Source organism: Mycobacterium sp. IDUB_37 (assembly GCF_055419245.1).
Map to the genome: position 1 here is coordinate 539,831 of NZ_JBVAXG010000005.1, position 20,202 is coordinate 560,032.

The following is a 20,202-nucleotide window of genomic DNA, read 5'->3' on the forward strand; positions in this document are numbered from 1 at the left end:
ACCCCTTAACTCAGACGAGTGTCGACCAATAGTTCCAAAAGCGAACCATGATCAGCAAAAACACCGCAGTGAACCAAAAGGTGAGCATTGACCATCGCCACTGGACAAGCAACCGCAACGCAGTCCGGCCTTCGATTACCGGACGCAGCAGCACGGCGACCGTCACCACCAGCAGCGTCATGGTGACCACCCAGACCACCATGCAGTACGGGCACAACGCCCCGATGCGGTACAGACTCTGGAAGATCAGCCAGTGCACGAAAACGCCACCCAACAGCTCGCCGACCAGCAATCCGACCCAATACCACCGGGGCAGAGGCACTTTCGCCACCGCCAGCACTCCGCTGACGACCACCACGGTGAAACCGGCAATGCCCAGCAGCGAGTTGGGGAAGCCGAACACCGAAGCCTGCGGCGTCACCATCACCGAGCCGCACGACACGATCGGGTTGATATTGCAGGACGGCACGTAGGAAGGGTTGAGCAGCAACTCGATCTTTTCCACCGTCAACGTGACGGAGGCGATCAGTCCGATCACGCCCGCGATCAACACCCACCACGCGCTGAGCGCGGGGACCGACAGGCCGTGCGTAGCGGCCGGTTTCAGCTCCCCGGATTGCTCGGTGGATTCAGCTGACACGAGGTCAGCTCTTCGCCGATGCCGCGGCCTCGTCGATGCCGGGGACGTTGCCGACGATCTCTTTGATCTTGGCGACGAACGCTGCGGGCGTCGTCCATTCGTATTCGGCGCCGTTGATCCGCACGGTGGGGGTCGCCCGGATATTGCTGGCCCCGGCCAATCCATTGACCTTCGAGATGTACTTGCCGCTGTTGATGCAGTCCGGCACCTTGCCCGCCGCACCCGCTTCGCGGGCGAGTTCGATCAGCTTTGCGTTGTCGGGGAACTGGGTGCCGGTCTCCGACGGTTGGACGCCCTCGCTGTACAGCGCGCTGTGGAAGCGGCGGAAGGCCTCCATGGACTCGTCGGCGACGCAGTAGGCCGCGGCGGCCGCGCGCGACGAGTAATTCTGGGTCCGCGGGCTGTCGAGAATGGTCACCATCGAGTAGTCGGCGGCGATGGCACCGATGTCGATGAGGTTGGAGACGGTCGATCCGTAGCCGCGCTCGAAATTGCCGCAGGCCGGGCACAGAAAGTCCTCGTAGATGGACACCACGGCCTTGGGTTTGCCGTTGTCGGAGACCAGCTTGCTCGACGCCACCCGGATCGCGCTTTCCGCGCCGGCGGCGTTCTTCTTGTGGTTCAGCGAGACGATGTAGAGAACCAACGCGACGGCGAAGATCACGACAATCGCGGTCCCGCCGATCTGGATGAGTCGGCCGGACTTACCGTCGCCGGCCTTCAGGTCGAGTCGCGCGGGGCGCTTGGGTTTGTCGGCCACAGTTTCGCTGATCCTCACGTGTGTTGGCTGCTAAGCGCCTCTTAGCGTACCGACGGCACCGGTAGCGCAGGTCAGCACCGGCTCAGGTGTGCCCGCAACGCCGAAATCAGCTCCGCCGTGCCGGACGCACTGCCGCCACCGAGCGGGAACAGGTTGGCGAACCCGTGCGTCAGCGAACCCAGGTCGCGCAGGTCGACGTCGGTGCCGGCGGCCCGCAGCGCCTCGGCGTAGTCCCTGCCCTCGTCGCGCAGCGGATCGAAACCCGCAACGGCGATCAGGGCCGGCGGCAGACCGGCCAACGACGACGCCTGCGCCGGCGACACCCGCGGATCTGTCGGGTCGATCCCCGAGTTTCGCAGGTATTGACTGGTGAACCAGTCGATGTCGCGCTTGGTCAGTACGAATCCACGCGCAAACAGGCTCAATGAGCGGGTCTGCGCGGTGAAGTCGGTTCGCGGGTAGAGCAGCCACTGGAACACCGGGGCCGGGCCTCCGCTGTCCCGCGCCAGTTGGCTGACGACCGCGGCCAGGTTGCCGCCCGCGCTGTCGCCGCCGACCGCAACCCGACCGGGAATGGCACCGAGTTCCTCAGCATGGGCGTATGCCCACTGGAAGGCGGCATAGGCATCCTCTATCGCCGCGGGAGCCGGGTGCTCGGGCGCCAGCCGGTACTCGATGGACAGCACATGCACACCCGCGTCGCGGCAGGTCAACCGGCACAACGCGTCGTAGACATCCAGGTCACCGATTGCCCAGCCACCACCGTGGTAATAGACCAGCAGCGGGGCAGCGGCCGCGTTTGGCGGGCTGTAAAGCCGACCCTTGATCTCACCCGCCGGACCGGGCAGCGAAACGGTGTCCACGTTGACGTGTATCTGCGGACCGGGCATGACCGCCATGTTTTGCCGCATCATCGCCCGGGAGGCATCGGCATCGTCGTTGACGATCAGGCCGTCGACGCCGGTGGCACGCAACCCGGTCAGCATCAGCTGCAGTGTGGGATCGAGCGTGTTGCCGTCGATGATGACCGAGCGACCACGGGTCAGCAGGCGTTTGACCGCACCCGGGATCACCGGGATGACTTTGACGCCGACATTGCTGACGGTGTTCTGAACGCGAGTCACGAAACCGATCTGTGCACGCGTCGCTCCGGGATGGAGGTCCGCAGCACCCGGCAGAGTCTTGGTCATGGGCAGCTCCTAGAAAACCCTAGTCACGCTAAACGACGGTAACCCGATGCCCAACATTGGGCTGTCACGATCGCAAGCGCGGCGGTAAGCCGGGCGCAGCGGGTCGTGACCATTGGGCTGTCACGATCGCAAGCGCGGCGTTAAGCCGGGCGCAGCGGGTCGTGACCATCGGGCTGTCACGATCGCAAGCGCGGCGTCAGCACCGGGCGGATCGCCCGCTCCCCGGTTGGGCGCAAATTGCCCGAAGAACTTGGCCATCAGTCCAGGTGTTGATTAGGTGGCTTATTCAACTCGGTAATATCGTGAACCCTGAGTTGGTCCCAATCCGAGAACATTCACTTCATAACAGGTAGGTGATTGACGTTGACTGGCGAGTCGGGCGCCGCAGGAGCTTCCATACCCTCCTTGGCCCTTAACGACGAGAACACGATTCCGGTGCTGGGACTCGGTGTCGCGGATCTATCAGAGGACGAGACCGAACGCGCGGTGTCAGCCGCGCTGGAGATCGGCTGTCGGCTCATCGACACCGCCTCGGCCTATGGCAACGAGGCCGCGGTGGGCCGCGCGATCGCAGCTTCTGGCATCCCCCGCGCGGAATTGTTCGTCACCACCAAGCTGGCCACCGCGGACCAGGGTTGGACCAACGCGCAGGAGCAGTGCGTTCGCAGCCTGGAACTGCTCGGCCTCGACTACCTGGACCTGTACCTGATCCACTGGCCGGCCGCTGAGCTCGGCAAGTATGTGGACTCCTGGGGCGGAATGATCCAGTCCCGCGGCGAAGGACACACCCGCTCGATCGGAGTGTCCAATTTCACCGAAGAGTTCATCGAGATGCTCATCGACCTGACCTTCGTCACGCCGGCGGTCAACCAGATCGAGCTGCACCCGCTGCTCAACCAAGACGAGGTGCGCGCATCGAACGCGCAGCACGAGATTGCCACCCAGGCGTACACCCCGTTGGCGCTGGGCAAGTTGAACGACAATGCGACCGTCACCGCGATTGCCGGCGAATACGGCAAGACGGCATCGCAGGTTCTGCTGAAGTGGAACCTGCAGTTGGGCAATGCGGTCGTGTTCCGGTCCAGCAATGCCGAGCACATCGCCAGCAACCTCGACGTGTTCGACTTCGAGTTGGCCGCCGAGCACCTGGACGCATTGACCGGGCTGAATGACGGCACCCGGTTGCGTCCGGACCCACTGACCTACAGCGGTACCTAACCCACGGGGCTATTGCGCCGGGCAGGTGCCCGCGGCCTTGCGCAGGACTTCGCCCGAGGCCTCGTCCATCGGCAACGCATAGCCGCGGATCACCGCGATGAACTGCATGGCGTACTGACACGCGAACGCGGCGTTGGGCGGCATCCACTCCGCGGGCGGCGAATCGCCCTTGTCCTGGTTTGCCTTTCCCTGCACCGCCAGCAGATTGGCCGGGTCGTTGGCGAAACGCACCATCAGCGGCGTCGGCCAGCTGTATGCGGCCATGTCCCATGCATAGGCAAGCGGGACGATGTGGTCGATCTGCACCGCCTCGCCGACCTTGGCGCCCCTTTGGAAGGCGATGATGGCGCTGGTGTAGGGGTCGTGCAGGGTACCGGTGGCCACGGCGTCCGGGCATCTCTTGGTGAACACATGCGTGACGTCCACCAGATCGCGGTTGAGGATGTCGTCGCGGGTATCGCACCCGTTGTGCCCACCCGGTGCATCGGTGTCGTCCGTCCACGCCTCGCCGAACGCCGAGCGCCGATAGTCGAAGCGATGCTTGCGCTTCGGCACGACGTTGACGCCCGCGAGCACATCGGTCCCCGGTACCACCGTCGGAACGTCCGCGCGCGCGGCGAAGTCGTCGGCGTGCCTGGCTGCCGACGATCCCAGCGTCTGATACGCGACCACCACGGCCAGCACCGTAATCACCGCCAGCCAAAGCCACACTTTGCGTGTCACGACTTGTCCATGTATTCGATGCGCTCGTCTTCGGTGAATCGGCCTGCCAGCTGGGTCAATTCGGGGTCGACAGGGTTCTTGTCGTAGGCGGCTACACAGAATTCTCGCGCCGCCACGATGTAATCCAGATGGTCGGCCAACGACAACAGACGCAGCGTGATCCCTCGGCCGGACTGGATGCGGCCCAGCACATCGCCTTCCTTGCGTTCCTTGAGATCGAGGTCGGCAAGCACGAATCCGTCCATCGTCCCGGCGACGGCCCGCAACCGCTGTCCGGCGGTCGAGCCCTCCGAGGTCCAACTGGCCAGCAGGCACAGGCTCGGATGCTGACCGCGACCGATGCGACCGCGCAGCTGATGCAGCTGACTGATGCCGAACCGATCCGCGTCCATCACCAACATGACGGTGGCGTTGGGAACGTCGACGCCCACCTCGATGACGGTGGTGCACACCAGCACATCGATGTTGCCCTCGCGGAACGCCGCCATCGCGTCGTCCTTCTCGTCGGCGCTCAGCCGCCCGTGCATCAGCCCCACCCGCACGTCGGCGAGTTCGGCCGACTGCAGCCGCTTGAACAGGCCTTCAGCGGTCTCGGTGGGTCTGGCGGGAGCCTGTCCGCTGGCTGCTTTCTCGGGTTCGTCGTTCTCGTCGATGCGCGGCGCGACCACGTAAGCCTGGCGCCCGGCCGCTACCTCTTCCCGGATGCGTTGCCAAGCCCGGTCCAACCAGGTCGGCTTCTGGCTGACGAAGATCACGTTGGTGGTGATCGGCTGACGCCCGCGTGGCAACTCGCGCAACGTCGAGGTCTCCAGATCGCCGTAAAAAGTGAGTGCGACGGTCCGCGGTATCGGTGTCGCCGTCATCACCAGCAGGTGTGGGGTGATACCGGCAGGAGCCTTGGCGCGCAACTGATCTCGTTGTTCGACGCCGAAACGGTGTTGCTCGTCGACCACCACCATGCCCAGCTTCTGGAATTGCACCGCGTCCTGCAGCAGCGCGTGGGTGCCGACGACGATGCCGGCCTGGCCGCCGGCGATCTCGGCCCGCACCTTTTTCTTCTGCGCCGCCGTCATTGAACCGGTGAGCGACACCACCTGGGTCGCCTTGTCGTCACCGCCCAGCTGACCGCCCATCGCCAATGGACCGAGCACACTGGTTATCGATCGAAGATGTTGTGCAGCAAGCACTTCCGTGGGAGCGAGCAGAGCGCACTGATAACCTGCGTCGACCATCTGCAGCATCGCCAGCACCGAGACAATGGTCTTACCCGACCCGACCTCGCCCTGCAGCAGGCGGTTCAGCGGCCGGGTCTCCGCCAGCCCCTCGGACAACTCGGCCAGCACTTCCCGCTGTCCCTTGGTCAGCTCAAAAGGCAACCGCTGCAACAGTTCTACCGCCAAACCGTCTAGCCGCTGCGGCGCCGCGGGACCGGACTCCGACAGCTCGCCATGCCGGCGACCGACCAGCGCCCACTGCAGGCCGACCGCCTCATCGAACGTCAGCCGCTCCCTGGCCCGCTCGCGTTCGAATTCATCTTCGGCCAGGTGAATTGCGCGCAGCGCCTCGTCCTCGGATATGAAGCCGTGCTTAGCGATCAGGTCGGCAGGCAACGGATCAGCCACCGGGTCAAGCACAGCGAGCACCTGCCGCACGCATCGGAAGATGTCCCAGCTCTGCAGCTTGGCGCTGGCCGGATAGATTGCGAAGAAGCGACGCTCCAACTCATCCACTGCCGCTTCGCCGCTGAATTCCTCGGACGTATCGGCGATGGTTCTCAGCGATTTGGTGCCGTGATTCTTCCCGTCCGGCGAGTCGAGAATGAGAAAAGCCGGGTGCGTGAGCTGCATGACGTCCTTGAAGTAGCCGACCTCGCCGGACAACATCACCTTCGTGTTCTTGGTGAGGGTCTTGGCAATGAAGTTGGCATTGAAAAACGTGGCGGTCACCCTGGTGCGTCCGGTGCCCAGCGTGATCCGGAGCCCTTTACGTCCCGTCTTCATCTGGAACGTCGAGGTGTCGGTGATGACGTCGACGAGGGTGACGTGCTGACCCAACTCGGGCTGCTCGTCGTCGCCGGAGCCGCGCCTGGCAGCACCTTGGACGTAGCTCCGCGGGTAATGCCGCAACAGGTCGCCGACCGTCCGGATGCCGAAAACGCCCTCGAGAAGGTTCGCGGCTTTGGCGCCCAGGACGTCGCCGAGCCGATCACCCAGCGACGCCACTACTCGACCCCGATCAGCAGTACGTCACCGCGATGATCGGTGCGGTAGACCACTAACTCGCTGCCTGGATGACGGTCGTGCATGTGTCGTTCCAGGGCACCCTCGATGCCCTCGGTGTGACTGTCGTCGTCGGCTCCCATCAATACCGTGATCAAGTCGCCGCCGGAGGCCATCAGCAGGTCGAGCAGGCCGGTCGCCGCCCCGGCGGCATCGTCGGCCACGATCAGTACCTCATCGCCCGCGATGCCCAGCCCGTCTCCCGCCTTACAAGCACCGGCCCAGGTCAACGCATCCTCGGTGGCGATTCGCACCGATCCATGCCGGGCGGCGCCCGCGGCGCGTGCCATGCTGTAGCCGTCGTCGACGGCTTGGCGTTCGGGGTCGTGCACGGCCAGCGCCGCAAGGCCCTGCACCATCGATCCGGTCGGCACTGGCACCACGTCGACACCCCAGCCGATCGCCGCAGTGCAGCCCGCCACCAACTCCTCGGCGGCGACGTATCCGTTGGGCAGCACCATCACCTGCGCGGCACCGGTGTCCACCACCGCCCGAACCAGTTGGTGGGCGCTGATCTCAGTGACAGGAGGACTGCCGGAATCCGCTTGCTCCTGACCGCGTCGAAGCACGCAGGCACCCTCGCTGGCGAACAATTCGGCGGCACCGTCGCCATCGACGACGGCCAGCACGGCGCGTTCGCGGGTAAAGCTCCCTGAGGGCAGTCCGGAGGCGCAGGAGCACAGCGCCGAGATCACGATCCGGCTCAACTGACCGGCCAACAGGCCGGCTTCAACGGCACCCCCGGCATCGTCGGTGTGCACATGCACCGAGTAGCTCTCCGACGAAGCGGCCGCGATCGCCACCGAGTCACCCAACTCCCCGAGGCGCTCCCGCAAGATGTCCGCCGCGGCCGCGTCACACCCGGCCAGCAGGTACATCACCTCGAACTGCTGGGCCTGACGTCGGCTCGCGGCGCCGACGAGCGATGTCCGCGGTGACGGCTCGTAGACCTCCCGAGCCGGCAGCTGCCCAGTGATCGTCGCGCACAGCGAATCCAGTATGACCAGCAGCCCGCGCCCCCCGGCGTCCACCACGCCGGCATCGGCGAGCACATCAAGCTGCTCGGTGGTCTTTTCCAGTGCGACCACCGCCGCATCGCCTGCGGCCCCCACAGCACGGGCCAACGTTCCGCCAGCGTCGGCGCACTGCTCAGCAGCGCCGGCGGCGGCCCGCAGCACCGAGACGATGGTGCCGTCGACCTCGGTGCCACCCATGGAGGTGACCACCAAATGGACACCGCACCACAGTGCCGCCCCGAGCGTCGCCGCGTCGATCGCCGGCAGGACGCCGCCGGCTTCGGTCGCACTGTTGGCCGTCACGTCGGCGATGCCGCGCAGGATCTGGGACAGGATGACGCCGGAGTTGCCGCGCGCTCCGTTCAACGCCCCGGCCGACAACGCGGCGGCGACCTCTGCCACCCCGGGGGCCTCGGCCGGTTCACCACCGAGCAGTGCATCGGCGTCCGCGAGCGCGGAACGCATGGTGAACAGCATGTTGGCGCCCGTGTCGGAATCTGCGACCGGAAACACATTCAGCTGATTGATCTCGTCGATGTGCGTGATCAGATCGCTCACGGCCGCGTGCGCCCAGTCCCGCAGAGCCAAGCCGTCCAGCAGACGTTCTGACATCGTCCCCAACCTGACCCCACCTCCTTATATGCAGGCATAAAAGCGGCCCAGTGATCCGCGCCAGCGTAGCCCTGGGCCGGGCCGGCTAATCGAGGGTAACCAGCGGCGGCGACAGTGCATCGTTTTGGTAGTTGCGCACCACTGTCGGTATTGTGGGACGGCCTGGGCTAGCCTGGGCAATTCCGGCTCAGTTCGGCCGAATCCACCCGCCAGGGAGGGACGCCGAGCCCCAGCAACAGACTTGAGGAGTTTGAACCATGGCCGCTGTGTGCGATATCTGCGGGAAAGGCCCCGGCTTCGGTAAGTCGGTGTCGCACTCCCACCGCCGCACCAGCCGCCGGTGGAACCCCAATGTTCAGACTGTGCACGCCGTCACCCGTCCGGGTGGCAACAAGACGCGTATCAACGTGTGCACGTCCTGCATCAAGGCCGGCAAGGTCACCCGGGGCTAACCAGCGCCCTTCCTAAAGTGGGAACCGGTCAGCGCCGGCTGTTCGGCCGCGACCAGGAGTCCGCTGCGCTTCGGCGCTTTCTGACCGACGGCCACGGCGCCCTGCTGCTGTGCGGTGAAGCCGGCGTGGGAAAGACCACGCTGGTCGACGCCCTCTGTGACACGGCCGCCGATACTGGTTGGCGGGTGTACCGGGCCGGCGGAGTCCAGTTCGAGTCGTCGATCCCGCTGGCTGGTCTGAGTCAGCTGGTCCTGCCGCACCGCGAGTTGGTCGCCGAACTCGACACCGATTCGGCGGCGGCGCTTGCACCCGCGCTGGGGCGTGACACCGTCAAGCCACCCTCGCCGCTTGCGATGGGCACGGCGTTGCTCGAGTTACTGACGTTGGCCGGCCGTCGCAGCCCCGCTCTGGTCGTGGTGGACGACGCGCATTGGCTCGACGAGCTGAGCGTGGCAGTGGTGTCGATCGCGGCGCAGCGACTGCGCGAGCCGCAGGTTCGGCTCGTTGCCATGTGTCGCTCGGACATCCCCTCGGCATTGAACAACGCGGGCTGGCCCCGGCTGGACGTGCAGCCCCTCGACGACGTCGCGGCGCGCGAGTTGCTGCGTTCCCTGTCGTTCGAGTTGCCGGTGGCGGCCGAGCAGGCGGTGTTGCGGCAGGCACTGGGCAATCCGCTCGCTCTCGAAGAGCTTCCTCGTCAGGCGCGACGCCCCGACGGGCTTGCCTCATCGGCCCCGATCGCGCTGACCGACCGGCTGCAGGCGATCTTCGGGGCCAGAATCCGCGCGCTCGACCTGCATACCCGCCGGGAGCTGCTGCGGGCGGCGCTCGACGGGGCGGGTGCGGACGGATCACGCTCCGGGTGCTACGTCATGCAGGGCGTCGAGGCCGCAACTGATCAGGGCCTGCTGCTGGTGGGTGCGGACGGCGAGCCCGTGTTCCGGCACCCGCTGATCCGGTCGGCGGTCATCCAGCTGGCCACGGCGAACGAACGTCGGTCCAACCATGCATTTCTGGCCCAACACACCGCGGACCCGATCCGCAAAGCCGTGCATCTGTCGGCCGCGACTGTCGATCCCGACCAGGCTGTCGCGGATCAGATCGCGCACGCCGCTACGTTGACCATTCGTCGCGGCGCCGCGCGTTCGGCGGTCGACCTGCTACGCCGGGCTGCCGAATTGAGTAAACGGCCTGCGCGTCGTGCCGAGCTGATGGCCGAGGCGGCGTTCGTGGCCGGGCAGGCCGGCCGACTCGACGTCACCATCGAACTGGCAGCGCAGCAGCCGGACTCGTCCGGCGCGGCCGGCCGGGTGAACGGCGCGATGACGGCGGCCTACATCGGGCTGTATCTCGAAGGCGACGTCGCCGCCGGTCATCGCCGAGTGGTGGCGGCGTTGCGCGACGCCGACACGCTCGACGATGCCACTCTGACCCGGGCGGTCAATGTGCTGCTGGCGATCACCCAGTACGCGGGCGACCTGACCAGTTGGACCGAGACCGATGCTGTCATCGACCAGGTTTCCCACCGCGTGGACCCGCTGTCGTTGATCTACCGCGACGCCTGGGGCGATTTCGGCTACCGCGGCGCCACCGTCCGGCAACGGTTGGCCGACCAGTTGTTGCGACTGCCGGAGTTGGACCCGTGGGAGGTGATGCGGTTGTCCGTGGCCGGGTTCTACGCCGGGATCCTGGCTGATTTCCGTTCGGCCCTAAGGGAACTGGTCGACCGCGAACAATCCGAGGGCGTCGTGACCAACGCGATGACGATGCTGCACATGCTGATGCTCGACCAGATGGACACCGGCCAGTGGGAACAGGCCGAAGACACCGCCCGTCGTGGCTTGCTGCTGACCGCGACGCACCGCCACGAAACCTACGAACAACAATTCCGGGTGTTCTCGGCGGTGCTCGCCGGCAGTAAGGGCGAATCCGAGCGGGCCCGCGAACTGGTCGCGACGGTGGCGGCATGGGCCCGGCCGCGAGGCCTGGGGTTGTTGCTGGGCTATTGCCGGCGGGCCGTGGTACTCAGCGCGCTGGCCGACGGCGACTATCCGGCGGCCTACGCGGCGGCCGTCGAAATCGCCGAACCCGGCGTGTTCCCGCACTACTCACACCACGCCCTGGTCACCCTGATGGATCTGGTCGAAGCGGCCGTGCACGTCGACCGCGTCGACGACGCTCGCCGGCACGTGGCGGCGGCGCTGACGTTGGGACTCCCCGGGATCTCGCCACGCCTGGCATTGCTGTGCGCGGGCGCATCGGCGATGACAGCCGACGACGGCGATGCCGAACGGCTCTTTACCGAGGCCGTGGAACACCCTGCCGCAGAACGATTTCCGTTCGAGCATGCGCGGATCCGGTTAGCTCACGGCATGTGGCTGCGCCGCCAGCGTCGCTACCGAGAGGCCGCGCCGATCCTGGAAGCCGCGCGATCCGCGCTGCAGCACCTCGGTGCGCTGCCCTGGGCCGAGCGCGCCGCAGCCGAGTTGCGAGCGGCGGGCGCCACCACGCACCGCCCACAGGGCGAGGAGTTGAGCTCGCAGGAGCGGCGCATCGCCGATCTCGCCGCTTCGGGGCTGAGCAACAAGGAGATCGCCGACCGGCTGTATCTGTCCCCGCGAACCGTAGGGGCGCACCTGTATCGCATCTTTCCCAAGCTGGGCATCGCCCGGCGCAGCGGTCTCCGCCAAGCCCTCGATGACTTAGATACCTAAGTTCGCCCCGTTAAGTCATTTGACAGATCCGGGAGGGGTGCCCGCGATGTTGATATGGGCGTACCGCAAAAACGCCCCAACACAGGGCCCCCATAAGGAGACACGAAATGTCCAACACCCCGGTCCTCTTCATCCACGGTCTCTGGTTGCACGCCGAGTCCTGGCAGCCTTGGGTAGACCTGTTCGCCCGCCACGGGTACGACGTCGTCGCGCCGGGCTGGCCGAACGAGCCCGCCACCGTCGCCGAGGCGCGTGAGCACCCCGAACTGGTGGCGAACCAAGGGATCGACGCCGTCGTCGAGCACTTCGCGGCCATCGCAGCGTCGCTGCCGGAGCCGCCGATCGTCATCGGCCACTCCTTCGGTGGCCTGATCGCACAGAAACTGCTGGCCATGGGCTACGCCCGCGCCGCCGTCGCGATCGACCCGGCTCAGATCAAGGGCGTCAAGCCGCTGCCACTGGCCCAGTTACGCTCCAGCTTCGCGGTTCTCGGTAATCCGGCCAACAAGAAGCGCGCAGTGTCGTTGACCGCCAAGCAGTTCCGTTACGGCTTCGGCAACGCCGTCGAGGCCGCCGAATCCGACGCGCTCTACGACCGCTACACCATCCCCTCCCCCGCCCGGCCGCTGTTCGAAGCCGCATCCGCGAACTTCCACAAGAACTCGCCGGCCAAGGTGGACACGGCCAACGAATCCCGCGGGCCGCTGCTGATGATCTCCGGACAGCAGGACCACACCGTGCCCGATGTGGTGACCCGCGCCGCCTTCAAGCTCTACGGCAACTCGACCGCGGTGACCGACCTCAAGCAGTACGTCGACCGTGGCCACTCCCTGGTGGTGGACAGCGGGTGGCGCGAGATCGCCGACGACGTGCTGGGCTGGTTGGCCGCCAAGCAGCTCGGCCCGGTGGATGAGCAGGCCTACCAACGACGTTGAGCAACAACATGAACCCGCCCGGCCCCGTTGCGGAGCCGGGCGGGTTCATTCGTATTCAGCTGGCACAAAACCTGGCCAGCTATTGCGATGGCCATCACCCCGTGTTAGTTTCGGAACCGAAATTCGCATTCGCGTTAGGGGCGGGGCGGGTGTTCTTAATTCCGGGCCTGTCACGTCAAATGTGTTTCGCTACAAGGCTATTCGTCACTAGACCATGGAGCGGCGATGGCGCGGGACGCACCGTCGGGGCTGACTAGAGGTCAGCGATCGACGCACCGCCCCAACCGTCGGCGGACTGCGCGCCCGTCGGGCACAAACGCTGATCAGGTTGCCGGGCAGGACAATTCTGGATTGCGCCCGCCGCAGCAGGCGCGCAGCCGCGCTGCCCTGCAACGGTTACTTGCCGCGGCCGAGGAGGTCTTGGTCAACGATGGCCTGGAAGATTTCACGATCGCCCGCGTCGCCGAACACGCCGGCGTCTCCGTCGGCGGTGTCTACCGCCGATTCGCCAGCAAAGAACAACTCATCTACGCGATCAAACAAGCGCTTGCCGAGCGACTCGAACAAGCGGTCGCGCAAGCCCTGGACTCCGCGCAGCCGTCGTTGCGCGGAGTCGTCGAAGCCTTCACCACCGCACTGAGCGAAACGCTGAACGACAGCGGCCGGGTCATTCCCGTCATCCTGGCCGGTGGGCAACCCATGCAGCCGCCGGAAGAAGGACTGCGCGTCGCGAACAGCTTGCAGACTCGGTTTCTCGACGCCGCAGCACCGCACCAGAGCCAGATAAGACACCCGGACCCCGCGATGGCCCTCAACATCGTGTTTCGCAGCGTGATGGGCGCCGGCGCGCACCGCGCCGCGAGTTCCTCGTTATGGCCGGACGGACTGACCTGGCGCCAGTGGGCACGCGAGACCAGCCGGATGAACCTCACCTATCTGACCACCGAACATCAAGACGTTTCTTCCGCAACGTGATTCGAATCGAATCGGTAGGAGTCCATATGCTGAGAAGAGCCAGACGCCACTGGATGGTGTTGCTGGTGCTGGTGTCCGTCGCTATCGGGGTGTTCGTGGTGCACCGGATGCATGGGATCTTCGGGTCGGATAACGAGATCACCCGCGAGGGCTCGGGAATCGCGAACGACGCGAAACCATTCAACCCGAAGAGGATCACCTACGAGGTGTTCGGGCCGGCAGGCTCCGTCGCGACGATCAACTATCTCGATCTGTCGGCGAATCCGCAAAGCATCAAGCAGGCTCCGCTGCCCTGGACACTGACCCTGACCACCACCGCGCCGGCAACCAGTCCGATTCTGTTGGCGCAGGGCAACTCCGAAAACATTGCTTGCCGGATCACCGTCGACGGCAAGATCAAGGACGAGAAGACCGCCGAAGGCGTGGACGCGTTCACCTTCTGCCAGGTGAAGTCAGCATGAGCGCGCCCGCTCCCGAAGTTACCGAGGGCCCCCGCCCGGCCATCCCCCGGTTGATCCATGCGCTAGCGGTGCCCTTGCTCCTGGGGTGGGTGGCGCTCACCGTGCTGCTCAATGTGGCCGTTCCCTCGCTCGAGGATGTGGGCCAGGAACATTCGGTGTCGCTGAGCCCAGCAGATGCTCCTTCGATGCAGGCCATGAAGCACATCGGCCACGTCTTCAAAGAATCCGACTCCGACGGATCCGCGATGATCGTGTTCGAAAGCGACCAGCCCCTCGGGGATGAGGCCCACCACTACTATGCCGAGCTGATCAAGAAGCTCAAGGCCGACAAGGCCCACATCGAGCACGTCCAGGACTTCTGGGGGGACCCGCTGACCGCAGCCGGAGCCCAAAGTGGAGATAACAAGGCAACTTACGTACAGCTCAATCTGGTCGGCAACCAAGGTGAAGCACGGGCGAATGACTCCATCGCCGCGGTACGCAAGATCATCGCCAGTGCACCGCCACCGGCCGGCCTGCACATCTTCGTCACCGGCGCCACTGCACTCAACGCCGATCAGCACAACGTCGGAGACAAGAGCCTGAAGCTGGTCACGGCCATCACGATGCTGGTCATTTTGGTCAGCCTGTTCATCGTGTATCGCTCCATCCCAACGGTTCTGCTGGTGCTGGCGATGGTGGTGCTGGAAGTGGCGGTGGCCCGCGGCGTGGTCGCCGCCCTCGGTCACTACGACCTGATCGGCCTGTCGACGTTCTCGGTGAACCTGTTGACCATGTTGGGCATCGCGGCCGGTACCGACTACGCGATATTCGTACTGGGTCGCTACCACGAGGCACGCGGTGCAGGCGAGGACCGTGAAACCGCTTTCTACACAATGTATCGCGGCACCGCGCACGTGATCCTCGGGTCGGGCCTGACGATCGCCGGGGCCGCCTACTGCCTGCATTTCACCCGGTTGCCCTACTTCCAGACACTGGGTACTCCGCTGGCGATCGGCATCATGGTGGCCGTCCTTGCCTCCCTGACCATGGCACCGGCGGTACTGGTGATCGGGAGCAAGTTCGGCCTTTTCGATCCGAAACGGGCTGCGCGAACGCGTGGTTGGCGACGCATCGGCACTGCCGTCGTCAGATGGCCGGGGCCGATCCTGGCAGCAACCCTCGCGCTGGCGCTGGTCGGTTTGGTCGCGCTGCCCGGCTACAAGACCAGCTACAACGACCGAAAATACATGCCGAACACCATCCCCGCGACGCAGGGGTTCAAGGCCGCCGAGCGGCACTTCTCCCAGGCCCGGATGAATCCCGAAGTGATGATGGTCGAAACCGACCAGGATCTGCGCAATCCCGCGAACATGCTGGTGATTGAGCACATCGCCCGCAATGTCTTTCACACTCCGGGCATCGGGCGGGTCCAGACCATCACCCGGCCGTTGGGCACCCCGATCGACCACACCTCCATCCCGTATCAGATGAGCATGCAGGGTGTGAGCCAGCAGTTGACGCGGGATTACATGCAGTCGCAGATGGACCAGATGGTGGTCATGGCCGACCAGATGAACGTCATGGTCGGCACGATGGAAGCCATGGTCGACATCATGAAAGACATGACCGGCATCCTGCACAACGTCGTCGGTCAGATGAAGTCGATGGTGGCCGAAATGAACGAATTACGCTCCCACATATCCGATTTCGATGATTTCTTCCGGCCCATCCGCTCCTACTTCTACTGGGAGAAGCACTGCTTCGACATCCCGGTGTGCCAGGCGCTGCGGTCGATTTTCGACACCCTGGATGGCGTCGACATCCTCGCCGACGCCATCGGCGAATTGATACCCGAAATGGACAAGATGGACGCCATCCTGCCCAAGATGCTGAAACTGCTCACACCGATGATCTCGATGATGAAGTCGATGCACACCATGATGCTGTCCATGCACAGCACGATGGCGGGAATTCAGGACCAGGGCGCCGCGATGCAGAGCAAGGGCAACCCGATGGGCCAGGCCTTCGACACATCCAAGAACGACGACTCGTTCTATCTGCCGCCGGAAGTGTTCGACAACCCCGACTTCAAACGGGGCATGGACATGTTCATCTCACCGGATGGAAAAGCGGTGCGCTTCATCATCTCTCATCTCGGCGACCCCGCCACCCCCGAGGGCATCGCCCACATCGACTCGATCCGCAACGCGGCCTTCGAAGCCATCAAAGGCACACCGCTGGAGAGCGCGCGCATCTACATCGCCGGGACCGCGGCCACGGCAAAGGACATGAAAGAGGGATCGACCTACGACCTGTTGATAGCCGCCATCGGAGCGATGATCCTGATCTTCATCGTCATGCTGGTGCTGACCCGAGCCGTCATCGCCGCGGCAGTCATCGTCGGCACGGTATTGCTTTCCCTCGGAGCGTCATTCGGGCTTTCGGTGCTCATCTGGCAGTACGTCCTGGGCTTCGAATTGCACTGGATGATCATGTCGATGGCGGTGATCATTCTGTTGGCGGTCGGATCGGACTACAACCTGCTGCTGGTGTCCCGGTTCAAAGAGGAGATCCATGCCGGCATCAAGACCGGCATCATCAGGTCGATGGCCGGAACGGGTGCCGTCGTCACCTCGGCCGGTCTGGTGTTCGCGTTCACCATGATCTCGATGGGGGCCAGTGCGCTGGTCATCCTCGGCCAGTTCGGCACCACCGTCGGACTGGGCCTGCTGTTCGACACCCTGGTAGTGCGGTCGTTCATGACCCCGGCGATCGCGACGCTACTGGGCCCGTGGTTTTGGTGGCCACAACTGGTGCGCGCCAGACCACTACGAACCGCAACGACACCGCAGCCGCAATCGCAGCGTGAACTTGCCACCATCCCAAGCTGATTGGCTTCCGCGTTCGGTCACGCCGCCTCGACAACCGCCTTGATTCGCTCGAGGGTCTTGGTCATGTCGCGAATGTTGCGCCGCCGGCGCGGCTCACCGAGCAGCTTGAACAGGCGCGGCACTTTCGAGTCGTCGAAGCCGATCCAGAACGATTCGGTGACGTCGGTTCCCTGCTCGGTCGGGGCGAATGCGTAGTGCCAGTTGTTGACCGCCCGCCCGCCCAGCAACACCTCGAAGCCGAACTCACGGCCCGGCTCGCAGGCGGTCACCCGGCAGGTCGTCCAGTACACCGGCCCGATCTCGTTGCGTTTGACGTGGCCGCGAAAACGCGCCCCCAGAGCGGGACCGGTGGCGCCATCCAGCCATTCGGCGTCGAACGTCTCGGGTGAGAACCGTCCCGTGTTCCGGACGTCGGCCACCAGTTCCCAGATCGCATCCGCTGGAGCCGCCATGTGGACTGTCACCGATTCCCGCATTATCTCAACGTAGCTAATCAGCGTCCGACGAGCACCGCCGCTCCCCCATCAGCCCTGTGCGACTCGGCGTCAACGGTCCGGGTCGCCGAATCCCGGGTGGCGCCGCTGTTCGGCCACCAGAACCACCGTCCGAGGAGTGCGACCAACGACGGAACGACGAAAGCCCGCACCACCAAGGTATCGATCAGCAATCCGGCCGCGATGGTGGTGCCGACCTGCGCGATGCTCAGGACACTACTGGCCAGCATCGCCAGCATCGTGATGCCGAAGACGATGCCCGCCGTGGTGACCACGCCGCCGGTGCCGCCGAACGCCCGGATGATTCCGGTGTTGAGTCCCGCCCTGGACTCGTGCCGTACCCGCAGCGCCAACAGCAGGTTGTAGTCGGCCCCGACAGCGATCAAGGCAATGAACGCGATGGGCGCAACGGCCCAGTGCAGCGGTTGATGCAGCAGGTGCTGCCAGATCAGCACACTGGCACCCAGCGCCGAAGCGTAGGAGGCGACAACGGTCCCGACCACGACCAGGCCGGCCACCGGACTGCGCAGCATCGTCGTGACGATCAGGAAGATCAGCGCCAGCGCCGCAGCGACCAGCAGCCTGGTATCACTGCCGACCGCGCGCCGCAGGTCAGCTGTCGCGGGTCCGACGCCGGCCAGTCCGACGCTGGTCGGAGTCAGCGTGCCCTCCTTGGTGGCTTCTTTGATTGCGGCACTCACCTGCTCGGATCGCGCGGCGCCCGCACTCCCCCACTCGTCGCCGTCGCCGTAGACCAACAGATAGGTGGCGCGACCATCTGCGGAAATCAGATTGCGCAACACCTCCATGAACCGTGGGTCGGACAACGCCCGCTGCGGTAGATAGAAGCCTGAGGCACCGCTGCCCTGGAATTGTGCGTCGATTTCGGTGAGGTAGGCGGTCAGCTGGTGCAGCTGCGGGCCCATCGTCTGGCTCAGCGAGGACAGTTCGCGAGTAGCCGAACGTGCCTGCGCCAGCGCATTGTTCATCGCTGCGATCGATTGCGGAAGTCCTGCAAGGGCATTGGCGGCGGTGGCCGATCCGCGGGTCAGCCTCGCGGCACCGTCACCGAGGCGGGTCGAGGTCGCCACGAGGCCGTCGACGGGTTCCACCACTCGATTTACCATGTCGCATAATGCGTTGGCAGCACAGTCCGGCGTGCGGGCGACGAAATCCCGCAGCGGGTCCAGGTAGCCCGAGACGGTCGTGACGGTACGGTTTATGCCGTCCAGGCCGGCGCTCATATCTGTTGTGGCCGCGGACATGTCAGCCAGCCCGGCGCTGCCACCGCGCAGTCCGCCGCCGAGGCGGTCGACCGCGGCCTGCGTCTGCGCCAGTACACTGTCGAGTTCCGCGACCCGGTTCAGTCGTTCGGTCAGCGAGTCGACCGTTGCGTTGAACTGGCGGCCGACTTCGCCGGCCTGATAGCTGAGCGTTGCCTGGTCGGGCACCTTGCCGTCCGGGCGCGTTGCCGACTGAACCATCCGCACACCGGGAATGGCCATGATCTGCTTCGTGATTCGTTCGAGCGCTATCAGCCCCGCCGGGTTGCGCAGGTCGTGGTCCGCCTCGATGGTCACCACGTCGGGCAGCAGCGTGTTAGCAGCGAAGTGCCGGTCGGCCGACGCGTAGCCGCGACTCGACTCGGTGTCCGACGGCGTGGCCGCAGGTTCGTTCCAGCCCACTTGTGCGCTGACCAACGGCAGTGCGGCCAGCAGTGTCACCGCGCCCGCGGTGACCAGGATCGGCGCCGGCCAGCGAACTACTGCAGCCCCCACCCGGCGCCAGCGGCGCGCCGTCGTCGACGGCCGCGGCTCCAGCAATCCGCGAATGTGCGCCAGGCTCATCAGCGCCGGGGTCAGTGTCAACGCCGCTACCATCGTTGCGAGAATCCCTATCGCACAGGGAATTCCGGTACTGCGGAACATCCCCACCTCGGCGAATCCCAGACACCCCAGGGCCACCGACACCGTCAACGCCGATCCGATGACCACCGGCACGACGGCGCGATAGGCATCGATCAGCGCCTGGGCCGGCGGAACGCCATCGCGTCGACCCTCGTGGTAGCGGCCGATCAGGAAGATGGCGTAGTCGGTGCCCGCACCCAGCGTCATGGCAGCCATCAGCGCCACCGAGAACAACGAGACCTCGATCGCGCCGGACAGACCCAGCGCCGCAACGATCGGGCGAGCCACCGCCAACCCGAGACCGACCGAGATCAGCGGGATCGCCGCCGCTATCGGCGATCGGTACACCACCAGCAACAACAGCAGAATAAGACCGATAGTGGCGGCGGTGATGCCGAGCATTTGGCGATCGATGGCGGCGAACTCGTCGACGATGGTGGCGCCGGGACCGGTGACGTGCACCTGCAGACCCACCGGCGGCGACAACCTGGTGACGGTCCCGCGCAGCGAGTCAACCGACTCACGCGCCTCGGAGGTGCCGAGCATGCCCGCCAACCGGACCATCACGCTGACAGCACATCCGTCCGGGCTCTGCGCGCCGGCTGCTGTCGCGGGCGCGGACCACAGGTCGGTCACCGCATAAACGTGACGCTTGTCGGCGCTAAGCGCCGCGGTCAGCGCGTCGTAGTACTGGCGATCGTTGCGGGCCAGCGGCTTATCTCGTTCCAGCACAACGTAGACGAAGTTGTTGGTGGGCTTCTGAGCGAACACCTGCGCGGCGCGTTGCGCGGCGATCGCGCTCGGCGCAGCGGCGGGCATGAAGGACCGGGAGTGTGAGTCGATCACCCGTTCCAGTTGCGGCACAAACACATTCCCAAGGGCCGCCACCACGATCCAGGCGCCGACCACGAGGATGGCGGACCGACCGGTGACGAGCCGCACGAACCTCGACG

At 65.4% G+C, this 20,202-nt stretch carries 15 protein-coding genes; 7 read left to right on the forward strand and 8 right to left on the reverse strand.

Annotation, left to right across the window (positions count from 1 at the left end; translation table 11 throughout):
• Positions 1-10 precede the first annotated feature (10 nt).
• The 3 genes from ACZY1I_RS20230 to ACZY1I_RS20240 all read right to left on the reverse strand — a co-directional run bounded on the left by ACZY1I_RS20230 (position 11) and on the right by ACZY1I_RS20240 (position 2,590).
• The gene (locus tag ACZY1I_RS20230) at positions 11-640 is read right to left on the reverse strand and encodes a vitamin K epoxide reductase family protein (protein WP_463756243.1); all 630 of its coding nucleotides are present in this window, start codon (positions 638-640) and stop codon (positions 11-13) included.
• Between the two features lie 4 nt (positions 641-644).
• A complete protein-coding gene (locus tag ACZY1I_RS20235; protein WP_463756244.1) occupies positions 645-1,400 on the reverse strand; it encodes a DsbA family protein in 756 nt (251 codons plus the stop codon).
• A 71-nt stretch (positions 1,401-1,471) separates the two neighbouring features.
• Positions 1,472-2,590 (reverse strand): alpha/beta hydrolase, encoded by a 1,119-nt coding sequence (locus ACZY1I_RS20240; RefSeq protein ID WP_463756245.1) that lies wholly within the window; start codon positions 2,588-2,590, stop codon positions 1,472-1,474.
• 363 nt (positions 2,591-2,953) lie between these two features.
• On the opposite strand from ACZY1I_RS20240, the gene ACZY1I_RS20245 reads away from it, so the two are divergent.
• A complete protein-coding gene (locus ACZY1I_RS20245; protein ID WP_463756246.1) occupies positions 2,954-3,808 on the forward strand; it encodes an aldo/keto reductase in 855 nt (284 codons plus the stop codon).
• 9 nt (positions 3,809-3,817) lie between these two features.
• Here ACZY1I_RS20245 and ACZY1I_RS20250 read toward each other — a convergent pair whose 3' ends face one another.
• From ACZY1I_RS20250 to ACZY1I_RS20260, 3 genes are read right to left on the reverse strand one after another with little or no spacing between them, the layout of a single operon-like run.
• Positions 3,818-4,531, reverse strand: coding sequence for an HNH endonuclease family protein (locus ACZY1I_RS20250; RefSeq protein WP_463756247.1), 714 nt, complete (start codon positions 4,529-4,531; stop codon positions 3,818-3,820).
• Positions 4,528-6,753 (reverse strand): ATP-dependent DNA helicase RecG, encoded by a 2,226-nt coding sequence (gene recG, locus ACZY1I_RS20255; RefSeq protein ID WP_463756248.1) that lies wholly within the window; start codon positions 6,751-6,753, stop codon positions 4,528-4,530. Before recG ends, ACZY1I_RS20250 begins: the two co-directional genes overlap by 4 nt.
• Positions 6,753-8,438 carry a DAK2 domain-containing protein gene (locus tag ACZY1I_RS20260; RefSeq protein WP_463756249.1) on the reverse strand — a complete coding sequence of 562 codons (1,686 nt, stop codon included), beginning with the start codon at positions 8,436-8,438 and terminating at the stop codon, positions 6,753-6,755. The genes recG and ACZY1I_RS20260 overlap by 1 nt, the downstream gene beginning before the upstream one ends.
• Positions 8,439-8,695: 257 nt before the next feature.
• Here ACZY1I_RS20260 and rpmB point away from each other — a divergent pair, with 257 nt between their 5' ends.
• From rpmB to ACZY1I_RS20290, 6 genes are all read left to right on the forward strand, one after another.
• Entirely contained in the window at positions 8,696-8,890 is a 195-nt protein-coding gene (gene rpmB / locus ACZY1I_RS20265; RefSeq protein ID WP_463756250.1) for a 50S ribosomal protein L28, read from the forward strand.
• Between the two features lie 17 nt (positions 8,891-8,907).
• On the forward strand, positions 8,908-11,604 hold the full coding sequence (locus tag ACZY1I_RS20270; protein WP_463756251.1) for an AAA family ATPase: 2,697 nt from the start codon (positions 8,908-8,910) through the stop codon (positions 11,602-11,604).
• 107 nt (positions 11,605-11,711) lie between these two features.
• Positions 11,712-12,539, forward strand: a complete 828-nt coding sequence (locus ACZY1I_RS20275) for an alpha/beta hydrolase (RefSeq protein ID WP_463756252.1) — start codon at positions 11,712-11,714, stop codon at positions 12,537-12,539.
• Between the two features lie 351 nt (positions 12,540-12,890).
• Positions 12,891-13,514, forward strand: a complete 624-nt coding sequence (locus tag ACZY1I_RS20280) for a TetR/AcrR family transcriptional regulator (protein WP_463756254.1) — start codon at positions 12,891-12,893, stop codon at positions 13,512-13,514.
• A 26-nt stretch (positions 13,515-13,540) separates the two neighbouring features.
• On the forward strand, positions 13,541-13,975 hold the full coding sequence (locus ACZY1I_RS20285; protein ID WP_463756255.1) for an MmpS family transport accessory protein: 435 nt from the start codon (positions 13,541-13,543) through the stop codon (positions 13,973-13,975).
• Positions 13,972-16,848, forward strand: a complete 2,877-nt coding sequence (locus ACZY1I_RS20290; RefSeq protein WP_463756256.1) for an MMPL/RND family transporter — start codon at positions 13,972-13,974, stop codon at positions 16,846-16,848. The genes ACZY1I_RS20285 and ACZY1I_RS20290 overlap by 4 nt, the downstream gene beginning before the upstream one ends.
• 17 nt (positions 16,849-16,865) lie before the next feature.
• On the opposite strand, the gene ACZY1I_RS20295 is transcribed toward ACZY1I_RS20290, so the two are convergent.
• Both ACZY1I_RS20295 and ACZY1I_RS20300 read right to left on the reverse strand, forming a co-directional pair.
• Positions 16,866-17,324 (reverse strand): SRPBCC family protein, encoded by a 459-nt coding sequence (locus ACZY1I_RS20295; RefSeq protein WP_463756257.1) that lies wholly within the window; start codon positions 17,322-17,324, stop codon positions 16,866-16,868.
• A 17-nt stretch (positions 17,325-17,341) separates the two neighbouring features.
• Positions 17,342-20,191, reverse strand: coding sequence for an MMPL/RND family transporter (locus ACZY1I_RS20300; RefSeq protein ID WP_463756316.1), 2,850 nt, complete (start codon positions 20,189-20,191; stop codon positions 17,342-17,344).
• Positions 20,192-20,202 lie beyond the last annotated feature (11 nt).

Coding starts and splice junctions, on each gene's coding strand:
- ACZY1I_RS20275 (WP_463756252.1), top strand. CDS start 11,712: ATGTCCAACACCCCGGTCCTCTTCATCCACGGTCTCTGGTTGCACGCC.
- ACZY1I_RS20240 (WP_463756245.1), bottom strand. CDS start 2,590: ATGACCAAGACTCTGCCGGGTGCTGCGGACCTCCATCCCGGAGCGACG.
- ACZY1I_RS20260 (WP_463756249.1), bottom strand. CDS start 8,438: ATGTCAGAACGTCTGCTGGACGGCTTGGCTCTGCGGGACTGGGCGCAC.
- ACZY1I_RS20285 (WP_463756255.1), top strand. CDS start 13,541: ATGCTGAGAAGAGCCAGACGCCACTGGATGGTGTTGCTGGTGCTGGTG.
- rpmB (WP_463756250.1), top strand. CDS start 8,696: ATGGCCGCTGTGTGCGATATCTGCGGGAAAGGCCCCGGCTTCGGTAAG.
- ACZY1I_RS20290 (WP_463756256.1), top strand. CDS start 13,972: ATGAGCGCGCCCGCTCCCGAAGTTACCGAGGGCCCCCGCCCGGCCATC.
- ACZY1I_RS20295 (WP_463756257.1), bottom strand. CDS start 17,324: ATGCGGGAATCGGTGACAGTCCACATGGCGGCTCCAGCGGATGCGATC.